Genomic DNA, 18538 nt, shown 5'->3' on the forward strand with positions numbered 1-18538 from the left:
GATTATATCTAACTACAAATAATTAAGTTTCTTTTGTTCTAGTCATAACGTAACAATATAATACGATCCCTAGTGGGGTTGCTAGAAACGTAAGAATTTTGTATGGCGTTTCACTTATAAACTTTCGATTTTTTGATATTAAACAGCTAGAAACATAATGTATTGCTTGTCTATATTTAAATAATAAGCTTGCAAATGGCAATTTCATAAGCTCCTTCCGATAAAAAGCAAAGCCTTTTGGGTTTCTACGATATTGATTTAGCATGTTCATGGATGATCCATCAGGCAAATATTCAACACAGCAAAGGATTTCATTCATCAGTAACATCTCATACTGCTGATCAAGCATATAATACTTATATGCTAATCCTACATACTTTTCATTTTTGAAAACCGGGTACGGATACTTCCTCGTCAATTCCGTACGATATACAAGCTTCTTATCACCGGTTACATTATGCTCGTTGTAAAGATCAAAAAGAGTCGAGCGTTTAAGATTCTCGGGTAACTTCGAACCAATAATTCGTCCATCTGTGTACGAGTCAAGTCCAATTATGCCACTGACTTCATCACTTCCATGTTTCTCCCAAAAAGAAAGAATGTTTTCTACAGCATCATCAGGCATGTAATCATCAGAGTCAATACATACATTTAGTTCCGTGTTGATCATCTCATAGGCTGTATTGTGAGCACCATGCATGCCTTGGTTTTGTTGCCAGTGATATTTTATTTCTATACAATTTTCAGCAATCCAGCTGCTCACCAACTCTTTTGTATCATCACTGGAACCATCGTCTATAATTAACCATACAAAATCCTTGCATGTTTGACGCTTCAAACTCTCATAACAATTGTGAAGACAGTATGCCCTGTTATAAGTAGGAGTAAAAATAGTTAGCTTCTTCAAATAATTCACCTCGACACTGCTAAATAAAAATCTTGCGTTAATCCCGCAGTATTTTTTATATCGTACCCTTTTTTAGATAATGCTTGATCGGATATATCCCTTGGTAAATTTCTAACTGATATACTGTTTAATTTTTCTATCCATATCTTTTTGTCAGTCAGAGGGAAACGTTCAATTAAATTCATTCCCATATCAACTTCCTGTGTAATAGCATCCGATATCATACAAGGTAATCCAGCTCCTTGTGCCTCTATAAGAGTAACCGGTAAGCCCTCATGAACAGACGGAAATACAAACACATCAAATGCCTGAAGTAGCTTTTCTATATCGCTTCGTATCCCAAGAAACTTTACATTGTTCCTTAAATTCAACTCTTCTACTTTTTTTTCAATCTCTAAGCGAAGCGGACCATCTCCCGCTAATAGAAGAATAGAGTTCGGTTTCAAATTGATTAATTGCGCAAATATGTCTATAAGAAAAGAATGATTCTTTTGATGCGTGAATCTTCCGACATGTCCAACTACGAAAGTATCTTGGTGAAGTTGTAATTCCTCTCTCACTTGTTTTCTAATATTAGAAGAAAATGCAAATCTATCACATTCAATCCCATTTTTTAAAATTTTAGCTGCATTTGCTTTATTTGCAAATAACCACTTAGCAGCTACCTCCGAACACGCTAACAGATGCGTGGCATTCGGTGATATAAATTTCCCGGCGTACCATTTATACATTTTGGCTGCAACGCCGCCCTCACTGCTCGTATTATGACTGTGAGCAATTCGAATGGGTATACCTGCTTTTTTAGCTGAACGGAGTACAAACCCACTCATTTTATCCATGTGCGAGTGCACAATTCTATATTCTCCATGAGATGCAAAGAAAGTATTTAAGGCTTTCATGTACTCCATATGCCCGACATCTGTAATATATGGAACTCTATGAATTTTTCCGCCTAGCTCTACTATTTCCTCATCGAACACACCTTCCTTACAGGTAAGAAAGTCGAATTGGACTTTAGGTCGATCTAAATTTCGATATAAATTCATAATTAGAGTTTCAGCACCGCCTCGATTCATATTTACAACTACGTGTAATATCCTTAATGGATAGCCCACTTTAACTCCTCCGTTTCACCCGTGAACATAGCATAAAGGTCTTTCTTTTCTTCTAATACTTTATTAATGGCATATTTATTTTCAATCATATTACGCCCGGTATTCCCAAACTGAATACTCAAATTGGGATTTTGAGCAAGGTATTTTATCTTATCGGACATCTCGTCTAGGTTGTTATGACTTATGATCCAACCATTTTCATTATTGAGAATAAGTTCCCTATGTCCTCTATTATCAGTAGCTATAACTGGAAGGCCACAAGCCATAGCCTCCATAATATTAACTGGTAAACCTTCACGCAGACTGGATGCAACAGCAAGGTCACACATTGGTAATAATGAAGCAATATCAGTTCGATAACCGAGAAAATGCACCATCTCGGCAACTCCTAACTGACCAGCTAGTGTCTTACAACTTTCCATTAATAGACCATTTCCTGCAAGTAAAAGCTTTGCATTTGGAACCTCATTTTTTAGTAAAGCTAACGAATGAATCAACAATTGCTGATTTTTATTTTTGTTAAATTCTGCAGCATAAAACATTAAAAAATCGTCTGGCTTATAACCAAATTGCATCTTTATATTGCGTTTATGCACTTCTTTTACCGGTCTAAATTGCTCTATATCGACCCCTACCCCATGAACGTGCTCAATACACACTGCTTTAAAGCGATGATCCACGGCAAGATTGTAATCTTCTTTATTGATTGTTATGAGACAATCTGTATAAGGAGCTAGTCCTTTTTCAATTGGATAATATACAAGCCAGTTTATGAGTGGGGCACCCTTACAAAAATGAAATCCATGAGCTGTATATATCACTTTTGTTCCTTGTCTTCGCGCTTTTCTTGCAGCTAAGCGGGCAAGTACTCCTCCCATAGGTGTATGACAATGAATGATGCTGTACTTATTTTTATTGATGATTGATGCAAGCTCCTTGTATGCATAAAAGTTTTGGAGTTTAAAAGGTGATCTTTGGATAGGAATGTCATACTTTTCATCTACATATGGAAGCTCTATATTGCCATTTGCAGCAACATGTACCTCCCAGCCCCGCTCTGTAAACCATTTCATATATGGCAAATGAAATGCTTTGAAATGATAGTCTACTGTTGCACAAAACAACACTTTCTTAGACACTTAGATCACACACCCATTCAACTATATTTTCAATTAAGGTACAGTTTTCGCAGTCATTTAACCAGAGATAGATATTGGTATTTTTGAGATATCATGATTATTAGCTAAGTATAGTAGCTTTGTTCGTAACTCCTCTTTATCCCATTCAGAGTATGTAGAAATGACTTTTTCAATTTCTTCTATATAAATATTCGTTTCTTTTCCCACATAAATTCTCGGATAAATTTGTTGTTCATTGATTTCATCATCTTTTAACAACTCTTCAAAAAGCTTTTCGCCGGGTCTCATTCCAGTAAATTTTATTCCGATTTCTTCTATAGAGTTTCCTGATAGTTTGATTAAATTTTTAGCGAGATCGACAATTTTTACCGGTTCACCCATATCTAACACAAAAATTTCTCCACCCTTAGCTAAAGCTCCCGCCTGTATAACGAGTCTTGATGCTTCTGGAATGGTCATAAAGTAACGAACCATATCTGGATGAGTAACTGTAACTGGTCCGCCTTTTTGAATTTGTTTTTTGAATAGCGGAATCACGCTCCCGCGGCTTCCTAATACATTTCCAAAACGAACAGCAACGAACTTTGTATGGCTCGTTTTATCTTTCTGTTGAATAATCATTTCAGCCAGCCTTTTCGTTGCCCCCATAACACTTGTTGGATTCACTGCTTTATCAGAAGAAATCATGACAAATGTCTCTACATTATGCCAGCTTGCTGCTTCTGCAATATTCATCGTCCCGATTAAATTGTTTTTTACAGCTTCTTCTGGATTATGTTCCATTAACGGTACATGTTTGTGGGCAGCAGCATGATAGACAACATGTGGATGATATTTGTTCATCACTGACATCATCTTCTTATTATCTTGTATATCTGCAATCTCTGAAATAAATGTAATCTTCGTGCCACCATATAACTCTTTCAATTCCATTTCAATAGAGTAAATACTGTTTTCGCCATGGCCTAATAAAATTAATTGCTTCGGATTAAATTTTGTAACTTGTCTACAAATCTCTGAACCAATTGAACCTCCAGCACCAGTCACTAAAATAACTTTGTCGGTTAAGTATTCTGAAATGCTATTCATATCTAATTCAACCGGATCTCGGCCTAACAAGTCTTCTACTTGAACATCACGAAATTCATTAACTGAAACTTTTCCTGTTACTAAATCTTCTAGCATAGGAAGAATTTGAGTTTTCGCTTTTGTCTTTGAACACTCTTTAAAAATGGAGTTCAAGCTTTTTCTACTCAGTGAAGGAATTGCTATTATGATACTTTCTATATTCAGATTTTGAACAGCATGCTCAATTCGATCCACCCCGCCAATTACTGGAATACCCAGAATATCAAGATTATGTTTTTTTACATTATCATCAATAAATCCAACAGGTAATAATTCTGTATCGTTGTTCTTTAGCAATTGTCTTGCCACCATTGTTCCTGCAGAACCAGCGCCAATAATTAAAGTTCTCTTTTTCGTATCATCCTTTTTAAAATATGCATCTCTATACATCCGCCAAACAAAACGTGATCCGCCAATTAATAAAATATGAATCATCCAAGTTACAACAAGCAAACGAAAGTAAATCTTATGTATCATTACTTGTTGCACAAAAGCTGTGGTGATAATAGAGAATGTAATAGCTTTAAAAATAATTAATAATTCCCCTATACTCGCATATTCCCACGCCTTTTTATACAACTTGTAAATGAAAGCAAAAAAATGATGGCTAAGTAGTAAAGTTATAGAACTAATTACTGACGATAATGTAATAACGTGGAAACTAGCATTTACAAAAAAATAACTAAAGAAAATTGCACTTAATACAATGAATGAATCCACAAAAAGCAATAACGATAGCCTCTGCCGATATGTCATAAGCCTTCCCCCGTTTTCAATCATTACTTTTAAAAAAATTAAAGCTTTTAACTACGAGGTCTTTTCAAAAACTCATAGCTAAAAGCTTTAATCTGATAAAATTCGGGCATCTAACCCGCCCTCACATCACACTCTTGATGACTAGCATCTAAGGTTTATCCAACCCACAGCATGATCGAGTGCCTCCATTGATACTGGTAAGGAGACATTACCACATTCCTTTTATAAATAACATCTATGTTCTTTATAAAGAACACAATAGTCCGAAATAATCCTTATACCTTATTGTTTAAAATAGTCCCCACTAATTTTCCTCTTGCGAAGCCTAATATTCTTTTAGATTCCACTGCATCCTCATTCACAGTATGATTATATCCTATTACTAATACTACCCCGTCACACCGGTCAGCTAAAATGCTGGTATCTGTTACTTCTAAAATTGGCGGAGAGTCAAATAATATGATGTCATATTGCTCTATTGCTTTTTGAATTAAAGTCTCCATTGCTGCTGAACTAAGCAGCTCAGCTGGATTAAAAGGCACTGGACCGCTTGTTAGCACACAGAGCCTTCCAATTCCCGTTTGCACTACAGCCCCTTCTATTGTTGTTTTGCCACTCAAAACATTTGTCAGTCCAGTCGTGTTTTCAAGCTGGAATATTTTATGTATTGTTGGCTTCCGTAAATCAGCATCAATTACCAATACTTTTTCACCTTGTTGAGCTATGGACACAGCAAGGTTAGCCGTAATAGTTGATTTTCCTTCGCCAAATCTTGGAGAGGTAATAACGATGGTCTTATCCTTATTGGTAACAGATGAAAACTGAAGATTCGTACGAATCGTACGATAATCTTCAGCAATTTTGGAATTGGGCGCAGCATAAGTAACTAGGCTTTCTTCCTTGATTTTGTCTCTTTTTCTTCTGCTTTTGTAAACCAATTCTTGCCCCCCCTTAATAAGGATACAGATCCTTTTTTGCTATATTTGTCTACTATGTTTTTCTTATTCATTTTAGAAATACTTCCTAAAGTAGGGCTATCTAATAATTTTTCGATAGCTCGCTCCGATTTAATCCTATCATCCAAAGAATCTAGTAAAAAGATGAATCCGATACTTAATACCAAACCAACAAAGAAGGCAATCATTATCGTTTTAGTATGATTAATGTTTATTGGTACAGGGTATTTCGTTGCTGTCGCTTTCGATAAAATTCTAACATCATTAAAGTTTAATATACTTGCAACCTCTTGCTTATAAACAGCTGCTGTAGTATTCGCGATTTTAGCTGCAAGTTTGGGGTCCGTATCCACCACAGTAATTTTCACTATTTGCGAACTTTGGACACTTTCAGTACTTATTTGTCCACTCAACGCGCTTGCTGATCTGTTAATGTTCAATTCCGCATTCAATTCCGCAGCTACTTTCTCCATCACAACCTGTTCATTTATCATTACTTTAAGCGTATTCATAGCGTCATTATTTGCTGGAATGAGTATTTTTGCAGAAGATGCGTATAATGGGGTTTTTAAGAAAATACTATAAGCTGCTCCTACCAATGTAATGGTGAGTGTAAGTACAACCATGATCCATAGTCGTCTTCTTATAACAGCAAATAAATTTTTAAGATTTATTTCCTTCTCCATAGTTTCCCCCCACAAATTTTTTTATAAATATACTAAGCACTACTTATAGATTTTAGAATATCCAATCTAATATACTCTGTAAAATCGATTTTATTCAGATATTTTAGAAAAATGTTGAAAAACTTTTCTTACACAAGAACATCACTTCATCGAATGAAACACAATATGTTCTATTTAAAATAGATTTTAGTTCTTTATACAGAACAAGTCAATATAAATTATTCTGCAAATTCTTTCTTTTCTCCTCATAATATATCATTTTCGCTTTCGTTATCCCTCTGTTTTTTACAAAAAGTTGAGAAACTTTATTTTCTACCTAATTCTTCTAATAATCCTCTGTATTTATCTTCTACAAATATGGATTTTTTGTAAAGTTTTTAAAAACATTAAATTAGCAAATATAAAGTAAAACTTCCGTCAGTAGGAGATTGTTTTCATCCCGACTCAGGAAAAGTTCTCATCATTCAGGCTCTTACAGGTAATTATCCACTACCTATCTGTTTTGTTTTCTCAGAATTTTGAGGCGTGATCTTACAGGATAAATATGATTAATCATCAAAACTTATCCATTATGGAGCTAATAAAATTTACTCTTTCTATTAAATAAATATTTTCTAACTTAGATATAAATTCAAGGTCTTTAATTACGGTTTAAATTGTACTACGACGTAGGGTTTATAATAGACAATTTACGATGAAGATGCCCCAAGTAATCTTTTTACTTTTGACTAGGCCAATTATAAAACAAAAACCCTCAACACGTTATGTGTCAAGGGTTTGAAGCTCTTAATAAAGAGTCATATATTGATCGCGTTCCCATTGGTGAACTTGTGTGCGGAACATATCCCACTCAATTTCTTTTGCTTCGATGAAATGCTCAAGTAAATGATCACCTAATGCACCGCAAATAATTTCATTTGATTTTAATTCATTTAATGCTTGTGCTAATGTAGCTGGTAAGTCAATGATACCTGCTTGTTCACGTTCTTCTGGTGTCATCACATAAATATTGCGATCTACTGCAGGTGGTACCGCTAGTTTATTTTTAATTCCATCAAGACCTGCTGCTAATAATACAGCCATTGCTAAGTATGGGTTTGCAGCTGGATCAACGCTACGTACTTCTACACGTGTACTTACGCCGCGAGATGCAGGGATACGGATTAATGGGCTACGGTTTTGCGCAGACCATGCTACGTAACAAGGCGCTTCATATCCAGGTACTAAACGTTTATAAGAGTTTACAGTTGGGTTTGTTACCGCTGTAAAGCTTGATGCATGTTTCAAAATACCTGCGATGAAGTGACGAGCATCGTCACTTAATTGTAAATCACCGTTTTGATCATAGAATACGTTCTCATTACCTTTGAATAGTGATAAGTTACAGTGCATACCAGAGCCGTTTACACCAAATAGCGGTTTTGGCATGAATGTTGCGTGCAGACCGTGTTTACGCGCAATTGTTTTTACAACAAGTTTAAATGTTTGGATATCGTCACACGCTTTAATTGCACTTGCATATTTGAAGTCAATTTCGTGTTGTCCTGGTGCAACTTCATGGTGAGATGCTTCGATTTCAAATCCCATTTCTTCAAGTTCAAGAACGATATCACGACGGCAGTTTTCACCTAAGTCCATTGGCGCAAGATCGAAGTATCCACCGTTATCATTTAATTCTAATGTTGGATTTCCTTTTTCATCAACTTTAAATAAGAAGAACTCTGGCTCTGGTCCAAGATTGAAATCAGTGAAGCCTAGTGCTTCCATTTCTTTTAACATACGTTTTAAATTATTACGTGGATCACCATCAAACGGTGTACCATCTGCATTGTAAATGTCACAAATTAGTCGCGCTACTTTTCCTTTTTCAGCAGTCCATGGGAATACTACCCATGTATCTAGGTCTGGAAATAAGTACATGTCAGATTCTTCAATACGAACAAATCCTTCAATAGAAGATCCGTCAAACATCATTTTGTTATCTAGAGCTTTTGTTAACTGACTAACTGGAATTTCTACGTTTTTAATACTTCCTAAAAGATCCGTAAATTGTAGACGGATATACTTTACATTCTCTTCTTTCGCCAAGCGGAAAATATCTTCTTTTGTGTACTTTGCCATTTTAAATTCCTCCTTAGTCCCTCTAAACATGTTCAAAATTATCAATCATTAATGAAAAAACCTTGAAATATCACCTTGTCGTAAAGACGTTCGATTAAATCTGCCTGTATGTTGCAGTTCATCTCGAAGAATTTTACGAAGCTCAGATTTCGAAATTTCTTTCACTTCTTCTCTTACTTGTATTACTTCTGATTGATTTTCCTTCATTTGTAGTACTTGCTTAATACCAGCCATGTTTAAACCTTGATCTAACAAATCTTTAATCTCTAACAATTTATCTACATCGTTAAATGAAAATAATCTACGATTTCCTTTTGTACGGGTTGGGGAAATCAATTTATGTTCTTCATAGTAACGAATTTGACGCGCAGATAATTGAGTTAAATCCATAACTATACTTATTGGAAACAGCGGGGCAGAACGTCGATCATGTTGTGTCATTTCAGTTCCTCCTTCGCCTTAACTTGATTCTCATTTTATATCATGTTATGTATCATGTCAACACATGTTAGCTTTTCTTACATGATTTTTTTAAAAATTTTTTTACTCTTAATTAAAATGTCTCAATTACCTACTTATATACAAAAAAAGCTACCAAAACTGGCAGCTTTCATTTAAGAAATTACTAATAGATTTTTTTCAATAAGCGCATCAATAGCAGAACAAATCGCAATCTTCACATGCGAATATGTTAAACCACCCTGCACATACGCAACATAAGGCGGACGAATCGGACCATCTGCTGATAATTCAATACTCGCACCTTGAATAAATGTACCTGCAGCCATAATCACATCATCCTCATATCCTGGCATATAATTCGGATACGGCGTAAAATGCGAATTAATTGGTGATGCATATTGAATCGCTTGGCAAAATGCAATCATGCGTTCTTTATCATCAAATTGAACAGATTGTATTAAATCTGTTCGCGGTGCATTCCAAGTTGGCGATGTATTCATACCAAGCTTTTCTAAAAAGGCCGCTGTAAAGATCGCACCTTTTAACGCTTGACCAGCAACATGTGGCGCTAAGAAAAACCCTTGATACATCTCTTGCAAACTATATAAAGATGCACCAGCTTCTGCTCCGATACCTGGAGATGTTAAACGATATGCACATGCTTCTACATATTGTTCTTTCCCAACAATGTAACCGCCCGTTTTCACGATGCCGCCACCTGGATTTTTAATAAGTGAACCCGCCATTAAATCTGCACCGACATGACATGGTTCAAGTTCTTCTACAAATTCTCCGTAACAGTTGTCCACGAACACAACGACATCCGGCTTAATTTCTTTTACAAATGCAATCATTTCTTTAATTTCGGCAATTGTAAATGACGGACGAGTTGCATATCCCTTTGAACGTTGAATACCAATCATTTTTGTATTTTCATGAATCGCCGCTTGCACTGCAGTAAAATCAACACGTCCCTCTTCCGTTAAAGCAACTGCCTGGTAACCAATGTTATACTCTTTAAATGAGCCAACACCTTTCCCGCGAACACCAACAATTTCTTCTAACGTATCATACGGCTTCCCAGTTATATATAATAATTCGTTACCAGGGCGTAAAATTCCAAATAACGCTGTAGAGATTGCATGAGTTCCAGAAATAATTTGCGGCCGTACAAGACCTGCTTCCGCTCCAAACACATCAGCATACACTTTTTCTAACGTATCACGACCGATATCATCATAGCCGTACCCTGTTGTCGGAATAAAGTGTGAATCACTAATTTTATGACTACGAAAACTTTCTAACACACGAAATTGATTACTTTCAATTACTTGATCAATCCGTTTATGTATGTCTGTAATTTGCATTTCAACTTCTTTTACAATTGGAGCAATCTTTTCCCCATTCTTCAATCGATTAAACATCTTCTTTCTCTTCTCCTTTTCTTGCTGAATATCTATTGATTTGTCCGTTTAGCGGAGAATGAGCAAAAATATACCCTGTACATTCGTATGCTTGCTTCTCTTCTTGAAACGTCATTTCTGTTAATACTGTTTCTGTTCTTAAAAGCGTCAACAATCTACCTTCGCTTACCGGAATCATTAATTCATATGAATCCATCCGCTTCATCATTTCTATTTCTACAACTTTTTTTAATTTCTCTAAATCCGCCGCATCAAAAGCACTCGTCATAATAAAATCATTCTTTGGGAATGGGATGAAGTTCGGATGTAACTTATCTTTTTTATTGTACACTGTAATCATTGGAATGTGGTCAAACTCAAGATCTTGCAGTAATTTTTTCACTGTCTCCTCATGCCCAATGTAATTTGGATCAGCTGAATCGATAACATGCAAAATAACATCCGCTTCATTCACTTCCTCTAACGTAGAACGAAATGCCGCCACTAGCGATGTTGGTAAGTCTTGAATAAATCCAACTGTATCTGTTAATAACACTGTATATCCACACGGCAACTGCATTTTACGCGTCGTCGGATCAAGTGTTGCAAACAGTAAATCTTCTTCAAATGTATCAGCCGCCGTTAACCTGTTAAATAACGTAGATTTACCAGCATTTGTGTATCCGACTAAAGAAACTTGAAAAACCTGATTTTCTTTACGACGTTCACGATATCTCTTGCGGTGCTCTACCACACCAGAAAGCTGCCTTTTAATTTCATCGATACGAGAGCGAATATGACGACGATCCGTTTCTAACTTCGTTTCCCCCGGGCCTCTAGTACCAATACCACCACCAAGACGAGATAAGGCTTGCCCTTGTCCTACAAGACGAGGCAATGCATATTGAAGCTGCGCAAGTTCTACTTGTAATTTACCTTCTCTTGATTTCGCGCGCTGAGCAAAAATATCTAATATAAGCTGTGTACGATCAATGACTCTCGCGTCTAACTGTGCTGATAAATTTCGAATTTGACTTGGTGTTAATTCATTATTAAAAATGATAACATCTGGTTCTAGTTCTTCTGCAAGTAGAGAAAGCTCTTCTAACTTTCCCTTCCCAACATACGTTGCCGGATGAAACTTAGAACGCTTTTGCACTGTTGAAACCAACACTTCCGCTTGTGCCGTTTTCGCTAATGATGCTAATTCTTCCATCGATTGTTCAAAACGTTCATCATCATCTGGCGGCAATTGACAACCAACTATTATCACTTTTTCTTTTTCTTCTATCAAATATGCTCACTCATCCTTTTCGAAAATTAAACCTTCTAATATAATAGCAGAGTAAGAACATTTCATCTAGTTAGTGAGGGAGAATTTCATGGCATGGGATTTATTTAGCATCATTGGTACAATTGCATTTGCTTTAAGCGGAGCAATCATCGCGATGGAAGAAGAATACGATATTTTCGGGGTTTATATTTTAGGAATGGCAACTGCATTCGGGGGAGGAGCACTGCGTAATTTATTAATCGGTTATCCAATTGATGCGTTTTGGAAACAAGATATGTTATTTGAAATTGCAATCTTGTCAATGACTATTATATTTTTATTCCCGAACAAACTTATCAAACATTGGAAACGCTGGGAAAACATTACCGATGCAATCGGTTTATCTGCTTTTGCAATTCAAGGGGCATTATATGCACAAAAACTAAACTTACCAATTAGCGCAACGATTGTCGCAGCTGTTTTAACAGGAATTGGCGGCGGTATTATCCGTGATTTATTGGCACGTCGTAAACCACTTGTACTGCGAGCTGAAGTTTATGCATTTTGGACGATTTTAGCTGGATTTTTAATTGGAGCTAAAATTGTTACGAGTGACTGGGCTTTATATGTTTTATTCGTTCTTATCGTATGTTTCCGTATGATTTCTATTCATTACAAATGGCATCTGCCACATCGCAGTGTAGAAAAGATAGAACATTTCAATGATAAAGTGAAACTTTAATCAGCGAAGTAGTCTTACTACCAACGAATAACGGCATAAATAACAAATCAACCCTTTACTTCTGTAAAGGGCTTTTCTATTTCACTTCGCCCTAACCATATGTGAAATCTTAATTAACAGTGCTGACCATCCATAGAGACAAAAAAATACCACTAATAGAAGTTGTACTTTATTGCATGTTTTTTGTACTTATCCGTAAATACTATTTCTTAAAGAGAGGTGAGATAAGTGACAAAACACGTAAATAAAGGTGCACAAAGAAGCTCCGTAGATCAATTTGGACACGATTTAAATTCCGCTCACGAAAAAAGCAAAAAAATGGGAAAATATCATAGAGCATACCAACAAAAGGCCAAAGAAGAATAGGAGTGATATTGGATGGCAAAAGGAAATAACAAAAGCAACCGAGGACAACACAGTAGCGTTAATCCACAAGGAATCGCATCAGATGTAGCAGATCAAAGTCCAAAAAGTAAATTAGAACAACGCGCAAAAACAAAGAATACAAAATAAAACACGAAGCATTACGCCTCGTGTTTTATTTTAAACAATTTATCCCGCATTAACGGGCAGTAAAAGCCCGATTGGTGAGAGCTTTCCATCAGTGGGGATGAAGCCCCCACTGATGGAAGTTTCATCTTATAAACCGTGCCCTTCTTCTTCAAGCGTTAAATCACTACTTGAAATTGTAAGCAAATCGTATTTATCATACGCTTCTTCCTGAAGTAATCTCATCGCTTGTGTACGAATGGATTTTTCCACAATATTACGAACATAACGTCCGTTGCTAAAAGAAGTAATTTGCGATGAATATTTTACCGCATTTAAATGCTCACGAAGATTCCACTCTGCCTCTTTTGATAATTGATACTCCCGTTCATCATACATACGTTTTCCGATTTCTAATAATTGATTGACCGTGTAATCAGAAAACTCAATAATGAAAGGAAAGCGAGATTGTAGCCCTGGATTTAGTGACAGAAAATGGTTCATCTCACGTGAGTACCCTGCTAAAATAAGTACAAAAGCGTGCTGCTTATCTTCCATATGTTTAACAAGCGTGTCAATTGCTTCTTTTCCAAAATCTTTTTCGCCGCCACGCGCAAGCGAATAAGCTTCATCAATAAACAAAATTCCCCCCATTGCTTTCCGAATAAGATCACGTGTTTTTTGTGCAGTATGCCCAATATATTCACCAACTAAGTCAGCTCGTTCCGCTTCAACTAAATGCCCTTTCGATAGAACATTCATTTCAAACAATAATTTCCCAATCATTCTAGCAACTGTTGTTTTCCCTGTTCCTGGGTTACCTTTAAACAACATATGAAGGACTTGCTTCTCTGATTTCAGCCCCATTTCTTGCCGTTTTTTATTTACATAAATCCATGCATAAATTTCCTTTATAATTTTTTTAATTTCCTGCATTCCAACAAGCTTGCTCATTTCTTCTTCAATCCGTTGCAACATTTCATGTTTTGTAACAGTTTCATTTGAAAGATTTGGTTTTTGTTCTGGCGAAGAAACAGAAGTTTTCTTTCGGTGATTTAGCACAATGTTAATTTGATTATTATTCTTCTTTCGCATCGACTGTTCCATACAATCACCTCACCTTTATCATTCCATTGACGATTATTGTCAAAATTTGCGCTTTCCCAAGAAATAAACTTTTTCTGAAAATTTTTGGTATAATGTAAGAAAACTAGGGTGGTGGGATTATGACAACAAAAGAACTTGATGATACAGTACAAGCTTTCTCTGCGTATTTAATCAACAAGGGACGGAAGCCTTCAACTATTAAGCGATACGTCTATGACATTGAAGATTTTGTTCATTGGTTACAAAAGAACAAAAAAATTTCTTCTAATAATATATGGCGGACTCTTTGTACAAAAGACTATGAAGATTATTTTTCAGACTTAAAAATGAAGCGTCATTACTCCGAAAAAACAATGCACCGTGTTTTAATCGTGTTAAATCGATTGTACTATTTTTTAAACCTACCTAGCCCACTAAAAGATATGGAACTTGTTATACAGCCAGATCGAGCATTGCGAGATGAAGACTTCATTTCAACACAAGAGGAACAGCGTTTAAAACATATTTTAACTTCTTTAGAAGGACTTTCAGATAAACAACGTCCTGTACGTCCGTTACTCATGGATCGAAACGTATGTATTATAATGATTTTGCTTGATTACGGTTTATCGTTACAAGAGCTCGTTTCACTAAATATGCACCACGTTCATTTTGAAAATAATACATTATCTATTCCCGCTGTATCTGGAATAGAACGAATTATTACATTAACAGAAGAAGATAAAAAAAAGCTATATCATTACTACAAGAAAATCCCCGAGCCAGTACGTCCGAGATACCATAGCACAGACCCTTTATTTATAGCTTTTGATTTTAACCGAAATACATTTCGCTGGGTATACGAAAATGACGCCCCAAAAGCATTAACGGAAATCGCTGTACAAAAAATGATTCGGCTTGAAGTTGCACGCGCCGGGCTGCGAAAAGGAATTTCTGGTCAACATTTAAGAAATACATTTATTTTACGCCTCATCCAAAACCATGTTCCAGAACAAGAAATTATAAAACGAATTGGTTTTAAATCAAAGATTTCATTAAAAAGATATTATAACTATGCAAAACAAAAAGAAAACGCCTCATAATAGGCGTTTTTGTTATTTTTCATAGAAACGGCTCGTTCTCCTATCCCATTTTATATACTACTTGCATCTACTATGATAGGTTTTTAACTATCCCTATCAGGAAGGAGACTTTCAATGTCTAATTTTAAAGATAATCAGAAAAAAATCTCAAAACCTTATTTTCCAAAGCAACCTCGCCGACTTCCAGCTGTTCATTATACCCCTAATCGAGAATCGTACGGCACCCTTTTTTCAAAAGCATTAAGTGACTTAACTGATATAATTCCATCCGCATTTTCAAACCCATCACAATATAACACGAAAAAACTTATAAACACCTTAAAAACAATAAAGGGGGGTCTGAAACATTTAAGCTTAACACTTACACAGCAAGAAACTGGCATTGCGATTGTCGAAAATTTAATTACTATTTTAAACGAGAAACCTTTTGTAGCAAATACAGTATATATTGAATTACAAAATTTACTCAACTTTTCACTGCATATTACAAAATTATCCATGATGAATCATCATGAATTCGAAAATATCATTGAGCAAACAGAGGAATTACAAGTAACTTTACTACAAATTACGCCAATCGGAATGAATGGCCAATTTCAAAGTAAACAGGTTCTTCCCGAGCAACCTGAATTTCTCGAACATTCAGAATCTCTAGTTCAATCAGATATTCTCGAACACCCTAAGCTTTTCGAGCATCCAGAACCTCTAGTCCAATCAGATGTTCTCGAGCAACCTGAACCTCTAATTCAATCAGATATTCTCGAACAAACAGAGCTTCTCGAGCATTCAGAGCCTCCAGTTCAATCAGATATTCTCGAACAAACAGAGCTTCTCGAGCATTCAGAACCTCTAATTCAATCGGATGTTCTCGAACAGCCGGAGCTTTCCGAGCATTCAGAACCTCCAGTTCAATCAGATATTCTCGAACAAACAGAGCTTCTCGAGCATTCAGAACCTCTAATTCAATCGGATGTTCTCGAACAACCGGAGCTTTCCGAGCATTCAGAACCTCTAATTCAATCGGATGTTCTCGAACAACCGGAGCTTCTCGAGCATTCAGAACCTCTAATTCAATCGGATGTTCTCGAGCAACCTGAACCTCTACTTCAATCAGATATTCTCGAACAAACAGAGCTTCTCGAGCATTCAGAGCCTCTAATTCAATCAGATGTTCTCGAACAACCGGAGCTTTTCGAGCAACAGGCTCTTCTTGACCCATCAGAACCTCTAGTTCAACAAGCTCTTCTCGAACTACTAGGGCTTTTTGTTCAACCAGATTTTCTTGATCAACCTGAAACTCTTGCTCAATCAGATATTCTTGAACAACCGGAGCTTGCAGTTCAACCAGATTTTCTTGATCAACCTGAAACTCTTGCTCAATCAGATATTCTTGAACAACCGGAGCTTGCAGTTCAACCAGACTTTCTTGATCAACCTGAAACTCTTGCTCAATCAGATATTCTTGAACAACCGGAGCTTGCAGTTCAACCAGATTTTCTCGAACAATCAGATATAGCTCCTCGCCATCAAACGGTGTAATAAAAGCCAGCATCTTCACACCCTACTGATGGTGCAAATCCCGCAGGTATCCTTCACCTATCTTCTTCGCTTCTCTTTCAATCTTAAGGTAGGGGCTCACTGCCCACGGATAACGGGATAAAATTCCAATCAAAAAATCCATTTCTAATCATTGAAATAGATGGCACAATAGCTAAACTTTTTAGCTTATATATCCATTAAAAGATTTTCCATTAAGATCCCTATATATTTTGAGCATAAAAAAAGAGCGAATGATTCGCTCTTTTTGCTATGTACAATTCTGTACTATTCTAATTCGATTGAAACGTTCTTTTGCGGAACAAATGTAGAAATAGCATGTTTATAAATAAGCTGTTGCTTACCTTCCGTTTCCAACAGTACAGTAAAATTATCGAAGCCTTTAATTAGACCACGAAGTTGGAAACCATTTAATAAGTACAGCGTGACAAACGTATTCTCTTTACGGAGTTGGTTTAAAAATTGATCTTGAATATTGATTGATTGCTTCATGTCGAATCCTCCTCTTTTTCTCTACTTACTTATTATTCGACTTAAGTTGTAGCTTTCCTTCTATGTACTCTAAAATTTCTATGGTTTTTTCACCACTTGTAACGTCAAACCAATTAACATCCATTTTATTACGGAACCAAGTTAACTGCCTTTTGGCGTAGCGGCGTGAATTTGTTTTCAAAGCCGTCACGGCTTCTTCTAACGATGTTTTCCCTTCAAAATGCTCATACAATTCTTTGTAACCAATGGCTTGAATAGACTGACAATCACGAACTCCATCTTCATACAAACGTTCAACTTCAGCTAATAAACCTTGCTCCATCATAATATCTACACGTAAATTAATGCGACTATATAATAAACCTCGATCCATCGTTAAACCAATTAAAGCAACATCATATAGCAACTCATTTTCCTGTTGTTCTAATTGATCGCTCATCGTCTGCCCTGTTGTATGAAAAATTTCTAAAGCACGAATGACACGTCTTACATTGTTTGGATGAATTCGCTTTGCACTTATCGAATCAACCTCTTCTAACTTCCTATGTACATACTCTACACCATATTCCTCCGCCTGTTGCTCTAACTGTTTACGATACACAGGATCTCCCGGCTCGTCAGAAAACTGGTAATCATATAACACCGATTGTATATATAAGCCTGTTCCGCCAACAATAATAGGAAGTTTACCACGTTTTGTAATATCTGCTATATGACCGCGCACAAGTTCTTGAAACTCCGCAACGGAAAATGAATCTTCTGGATTTTTTATATCAATCATATAATGCGGGATTCCATCCATTTCTTCTTCTGTAACTTTCGCCGTACCTATATCCATATTACGATAGATTTGCATTGAATCGCCACTAATAATTTCTCCATTTAACGCTTTTGCCAGTTCAATACTAAGCTTTGTCTTTCCAACTGCTGTTGGCCCAATAATAACAATAACTTCGTCCCGTTTTTCTTCTCCCATATACTTCAACTCTCTTTATGTAAAGTTATCCATCTGATTATTATACCCAATCTTACCAATTTTAATAGTCAAAATGCAAGTTATCTTATTACGGTAATTGAAATTACATGTATTCGTTAAAAATATAATCTATTTTGCATGTTTTGT

18 protein-coding genes are annotated in these 18538 nt (G+C 36.1%); 5 read left to right on the forward strand and 13 right to left on the reverse strand.

All coding sequences use genetic code 11. From position 1 onward, the window contains the following. Nucleotides 1-22 precede the first annotated feature (22 nt). The 10 genes from WAX78_RS05530 to hflX form a co-directional block, all read right to left on the reverse strand. Nucleotides 23-907, reverse strand: a complete 885-nt coding sequence (locus WAX78_RS05530) for a glycosyltransferase family 2 protein (RefSeq protein ID WP_336481376.1) — start codon at nt 905-907, stop codon at nt 23-25. A gap of 5 nt (nt 908-912) precedes the next feature. Further along, nucleotides 913-2022, reverse strand: coding sequence for a glycosyltransferase family 1 protein (locus WAX78_RS05535; protein WP_336481253.1), 1110 nt, complete (start codon nt 2020-2022; stop codon nt 913-915). Beyond that, nucleotides 2007-3161 (reverse strand): glycosyltransferase family 4 protein, encoded by a 1155-nt coding sequence (locus WAX78_RS05540; RefSeq protein ID WP_336481254.1) that lies wholly within the window; start codon nt 3159-3161, stop codon nt 2007-2009. Before WAX78_RS05540 ends, WAX78_RS05535 begins: the two co-directional genes overlap by 16 nt. 57 nt (nt 3162-3218) lie before the next feature. Beyond that, nucleotides 3219-5045 (reverse strand): nucleoside-diphosphate sugar epimerase/dehydratase, encoded by a 1827-nt coding sequence (locus WAX78_RS05545; protein WP_336481255.1) that lies wholly within the window; start codon nt 5043-5045, stop codon nt 3219-3221. 275 nt (nt 5046-5320) lie between these two features. Then, nucleotides 5321-5983: a CpsD/CapB family tyrosine-protein kinase gene (locus tag WAX78_RS05550; RefSeq protein ID WP_336481256.1), complete on the reverse strand. Its 663-nt coding sequence runs from the start codon at nt 5981-5983 to the stop codon at nt 5321-5323. After that, a complete protein-coding gene (locus WAX78_RS05555; protein WP_336481257.1) occupies nt 5932-6687 on the reverse strand; it encodes a YveK family protein in 756 nt (251 codons plus the stop codon). The genes WAX78_RS05550 and WAX78_RS05555 overlap by 52 nt, the downstream gene beginning before the upstream one ends. Before the next feature lie 786 nt (nt 6688-7473). Beyond that, nucleotides 7474-8808: a type I glutamate--ammonia ligase gene (glnA, locus tag WAX78_RS05560; protein ID WP_336481258.1), complete on the reverse strand. Its 1335-nt coding sequence runs from the start codon at nt 8806-8808 to the stop codon at nt 7474-7476. A gap of 48 nt (nt 8809-8856) precedes the next feature. Further along, nucleotides 8857-9249, reverse strand: a complete 393-nt coding sequence (locus WAX78_RS05565; protein ID WP_336481259.1) for a MerR family transcriptional regulator — start codon at nt 9247-9249, stop codon at nt 8857-8859. Nucleotides 9250-9422: 173 nt separating this feature from the next. Beyond that, nucleotides 9423-10694 (reverse strand): methionine gamma-lyase family protein, encoded by a 1272-nt coding sequence (locus WAX78_RS05570; protein WP_336481260.1) that lies wholly within the window; start codon nt 10692-10694, stop codon nt 9423-9425. Further along, nucleotides 10687-11964, reverse strand: a complete 1278-nt coding sequence (hflX, locus tag WAX78_RS05575; RefSeq protein WP_336481377.1) for a GTPase HflX — start codon at nt 11962-11964, stop codon at nt 10687-10689. The genes WAX78_RS05570 and hflX overlap by 8 nt, the downstream gene beginning before the upstream one ends. A 91-nt stretch (nt 11965-12055) precedes the next feature. Here hflX and WAX78_RS05580 point away from each other — a divergent pair, with 91 nt between their 5' ends. The 3 genes from WAX78_RS05580 to WAX78_RS05590 all read left to right on the forward strand — a co-directional run bounded on the left by WAX78_RS05580 (nt 12056) and on the right by WAX78_RS05590 (nt 13201). Continuing rightward, on the forward strand, nt 12056-12688 hold the full coding sequence (locus tag WAX78_RS05580) for a trimeric intracellular cation channel family protein (protein ID WP_098311110.1): 633 nt from the start codon (nt 12056-12058) through the stop codon (nt 12686-12688). A gap of 228 nt (nt 12689-12916) precedes the next feature. Continuing rightward, entirely contained in the window at nt 12917-13054 is a 138-nt protein-coding gene (locus WAX78_RS05585; RefSeq protein WP_336481261.1) for a hypothetical protein, read from the forward strand. A 12-nt stretch (nt 13055-13066) separates the two neighbouring features. Then, on the forward strand, nt 13067-13201 hold the full coding sequence (locus WAX78_RS05590) for a hypothetical protein (RefSeq protein ID WP_255258187.1): 135 nt from the start codon (nt 13067-13069) through the stop codon (nt 13199-13201). A gap of 126 nt (nt 13202-13327) precedes the next feature. On the opposite strand, the gene spoVK is transcribed toward WAX78_RS05590, so the two are convergent. Next, the gene (gene spoVK, locus WAX78_RS05595; RefSeq protein ID WP_336481262.1) at nt 13328-14284 is read right to left on the reverse strand and encodes a stage V sporulation protein K; all 957 of its coding nucleotides are present in this window, start codon (nt 14282-14284) and stop codon (nt 13328-13330) included. Between the two features lie 119 nt (nt 14285-14403). On the opposite strand from spoVK, the gene WAX78_RS05600 reads away from it, so the two are divergent. Together WAX78_RS05600 and WAX78_RS05605 are read left to right on the forward strand one after the other, a co-directional pair. Next, entirely contained in the window at nt 14404-15366 is a 963-nt protein-coding gene (locus WAX78_RS05600) for a tyrosine-type recombinase/integrase (protein WP_336481263.1), read from the forward strand. Between the two features lie 114 nt (nt 15367-15480). Continuing rightward, nucleotides 15481-16905, forward strand: a complete 1425-nt coding sequence (locus WAX78_RS05605; RefSeq protein ID WP_336481264.1) for a collagen-like repeat preface domain-containing protein — start codon at nt 15481-15483, stop codon at nt 16903-16905. Between the two features lie 285 nt (nt 16906-17190). Here the strand turns inward: WAX78_RS05605 and hfq are convergent, their stop codons facing one another. After that, nucleotides 17191-17415 (reverse strand): RNA chaperone Hfq, encoded by a 225-nt coding sequence (gene hfq / locus WAX78_RS05610; RefSeq protein WP_000813896.1) that lies wholly within the window; start codon nt 17413-17415, stop codon nt 17191-17193. Nucleotides 17416-17440: 25 nt separating this feature from the next. Continuing rightward, on the reverse strand, nt 17441-18391 hold the full coding sequence (gene miaA / locus WAX78_RS05615) for a tRNA (adenosine(37)-N6)-dimethylallyltransferase MiaA (RefSeq protein ID WP_336481265.1): 951 nt from the start codon (nt 18389-18391) through the stop codon (nt 17441-17443). Nucleotides 18392-18538: the final 147 nt, after the last annotated feature.

It is taken from the genome of Bacillus yunxiaonensis (genome assembly GCF_037104695.1).
Lineage (GTDB): Bacteria > Bacillota > Bacilli > Bacillales > Bacillaceae_G > Bacillus_A > Bacillus_A yunxiaonensis.

What these genes read in the sequence shown, in the direction of transcription:
- WAX78_RS05545 (WP_336481255.1), bottom strand. Translation starts at nt 5,045, where the DNA reads ATGACATATCGGCAGAGGCTATCGTTATTGCTTTTTGTGGATTCATTC.
- WAX78_RS05555 (WP_336481257.1), bottom strand. Translation starts at nt 6,687, where the DNA reads ATGGAGAAGGAAATAAATCTTAAAAATTTATTTGCTGTTATAAGAAGA.
- glnA (WP_336481258.1), bottom strand. Translation starts at nt 8,808, where the DNA reads ATGGCAAAGTACACAAAAGAAGATATTTTCCGCTTGGCGAAAGAAGAG.
- WAX78_RS05565 (WP_336481259.1), bottom strand. Translation starts at nt 9,249, where the DNA reads ATGACACAACATGATCGACGTTCTGCCCCGCTGTTTCCAATAAGTATA.
- WAX78_RS05570 (WP_336481260.1), bottom strand. Translation starts at nt 10,694, where the DNA reads ATGTTTAATCGATTGAAGAATGGGGAAAAGATTGCTCCAATTGTAAAA.
- WAX78_RS05580 (WP_098311110.1), top strand. Translation starts at nt 12,056, where the DNA reads ATGGCATGGGATTTATTTAGCATCATTGGTACAATTGCATTTGCTTTA.
- WAX78_RS05590 (WP_255258187.1), top strand. Translation starts at nt 13,067, where the DNA reads ATGGCAAAAGGAAATAACAAAAGCAACCGAGGACAACACAGTAGCGTT.
- spoVK (WP_336481262.1), bottom strand. Translation starts at nt 14,284, where the DNA reads ATGGAACAGTCGATGCGAAAGAAGAATAATAATCAAATTAACATTGTG.
- WAX78_RS05600 (WP_336481263.1), top strand. Translation starts at nt 14,404, where the DNA reads ATGACAACAAAAGAACTTGATGATACAGTACAAGCTTTCTCTGCGTAT.
- WAX78_RS05605 (WP_336481264.1), top strand. Translation starts at nt 15,481, where the DNA reads ATGTCTAATTTTAAAGATAATCAGAAAAAAATCTCAAAACCTTATTTT.
- hfq (WP_000813896.1), bottom strand. Translation starts at nt 17,415, where the DNA reads ATGAAGCAATCAATCAATATTCAAGATCAATTTTTAAACCAACTCCGT.
- miaA (WP_336481265.1), bottom strand. Translation starts at nt 18,391, where the DNA reads ATGGGAGAAGAAAAACGGGACGAAGTTATTGTTATTATTGGGCCAACA.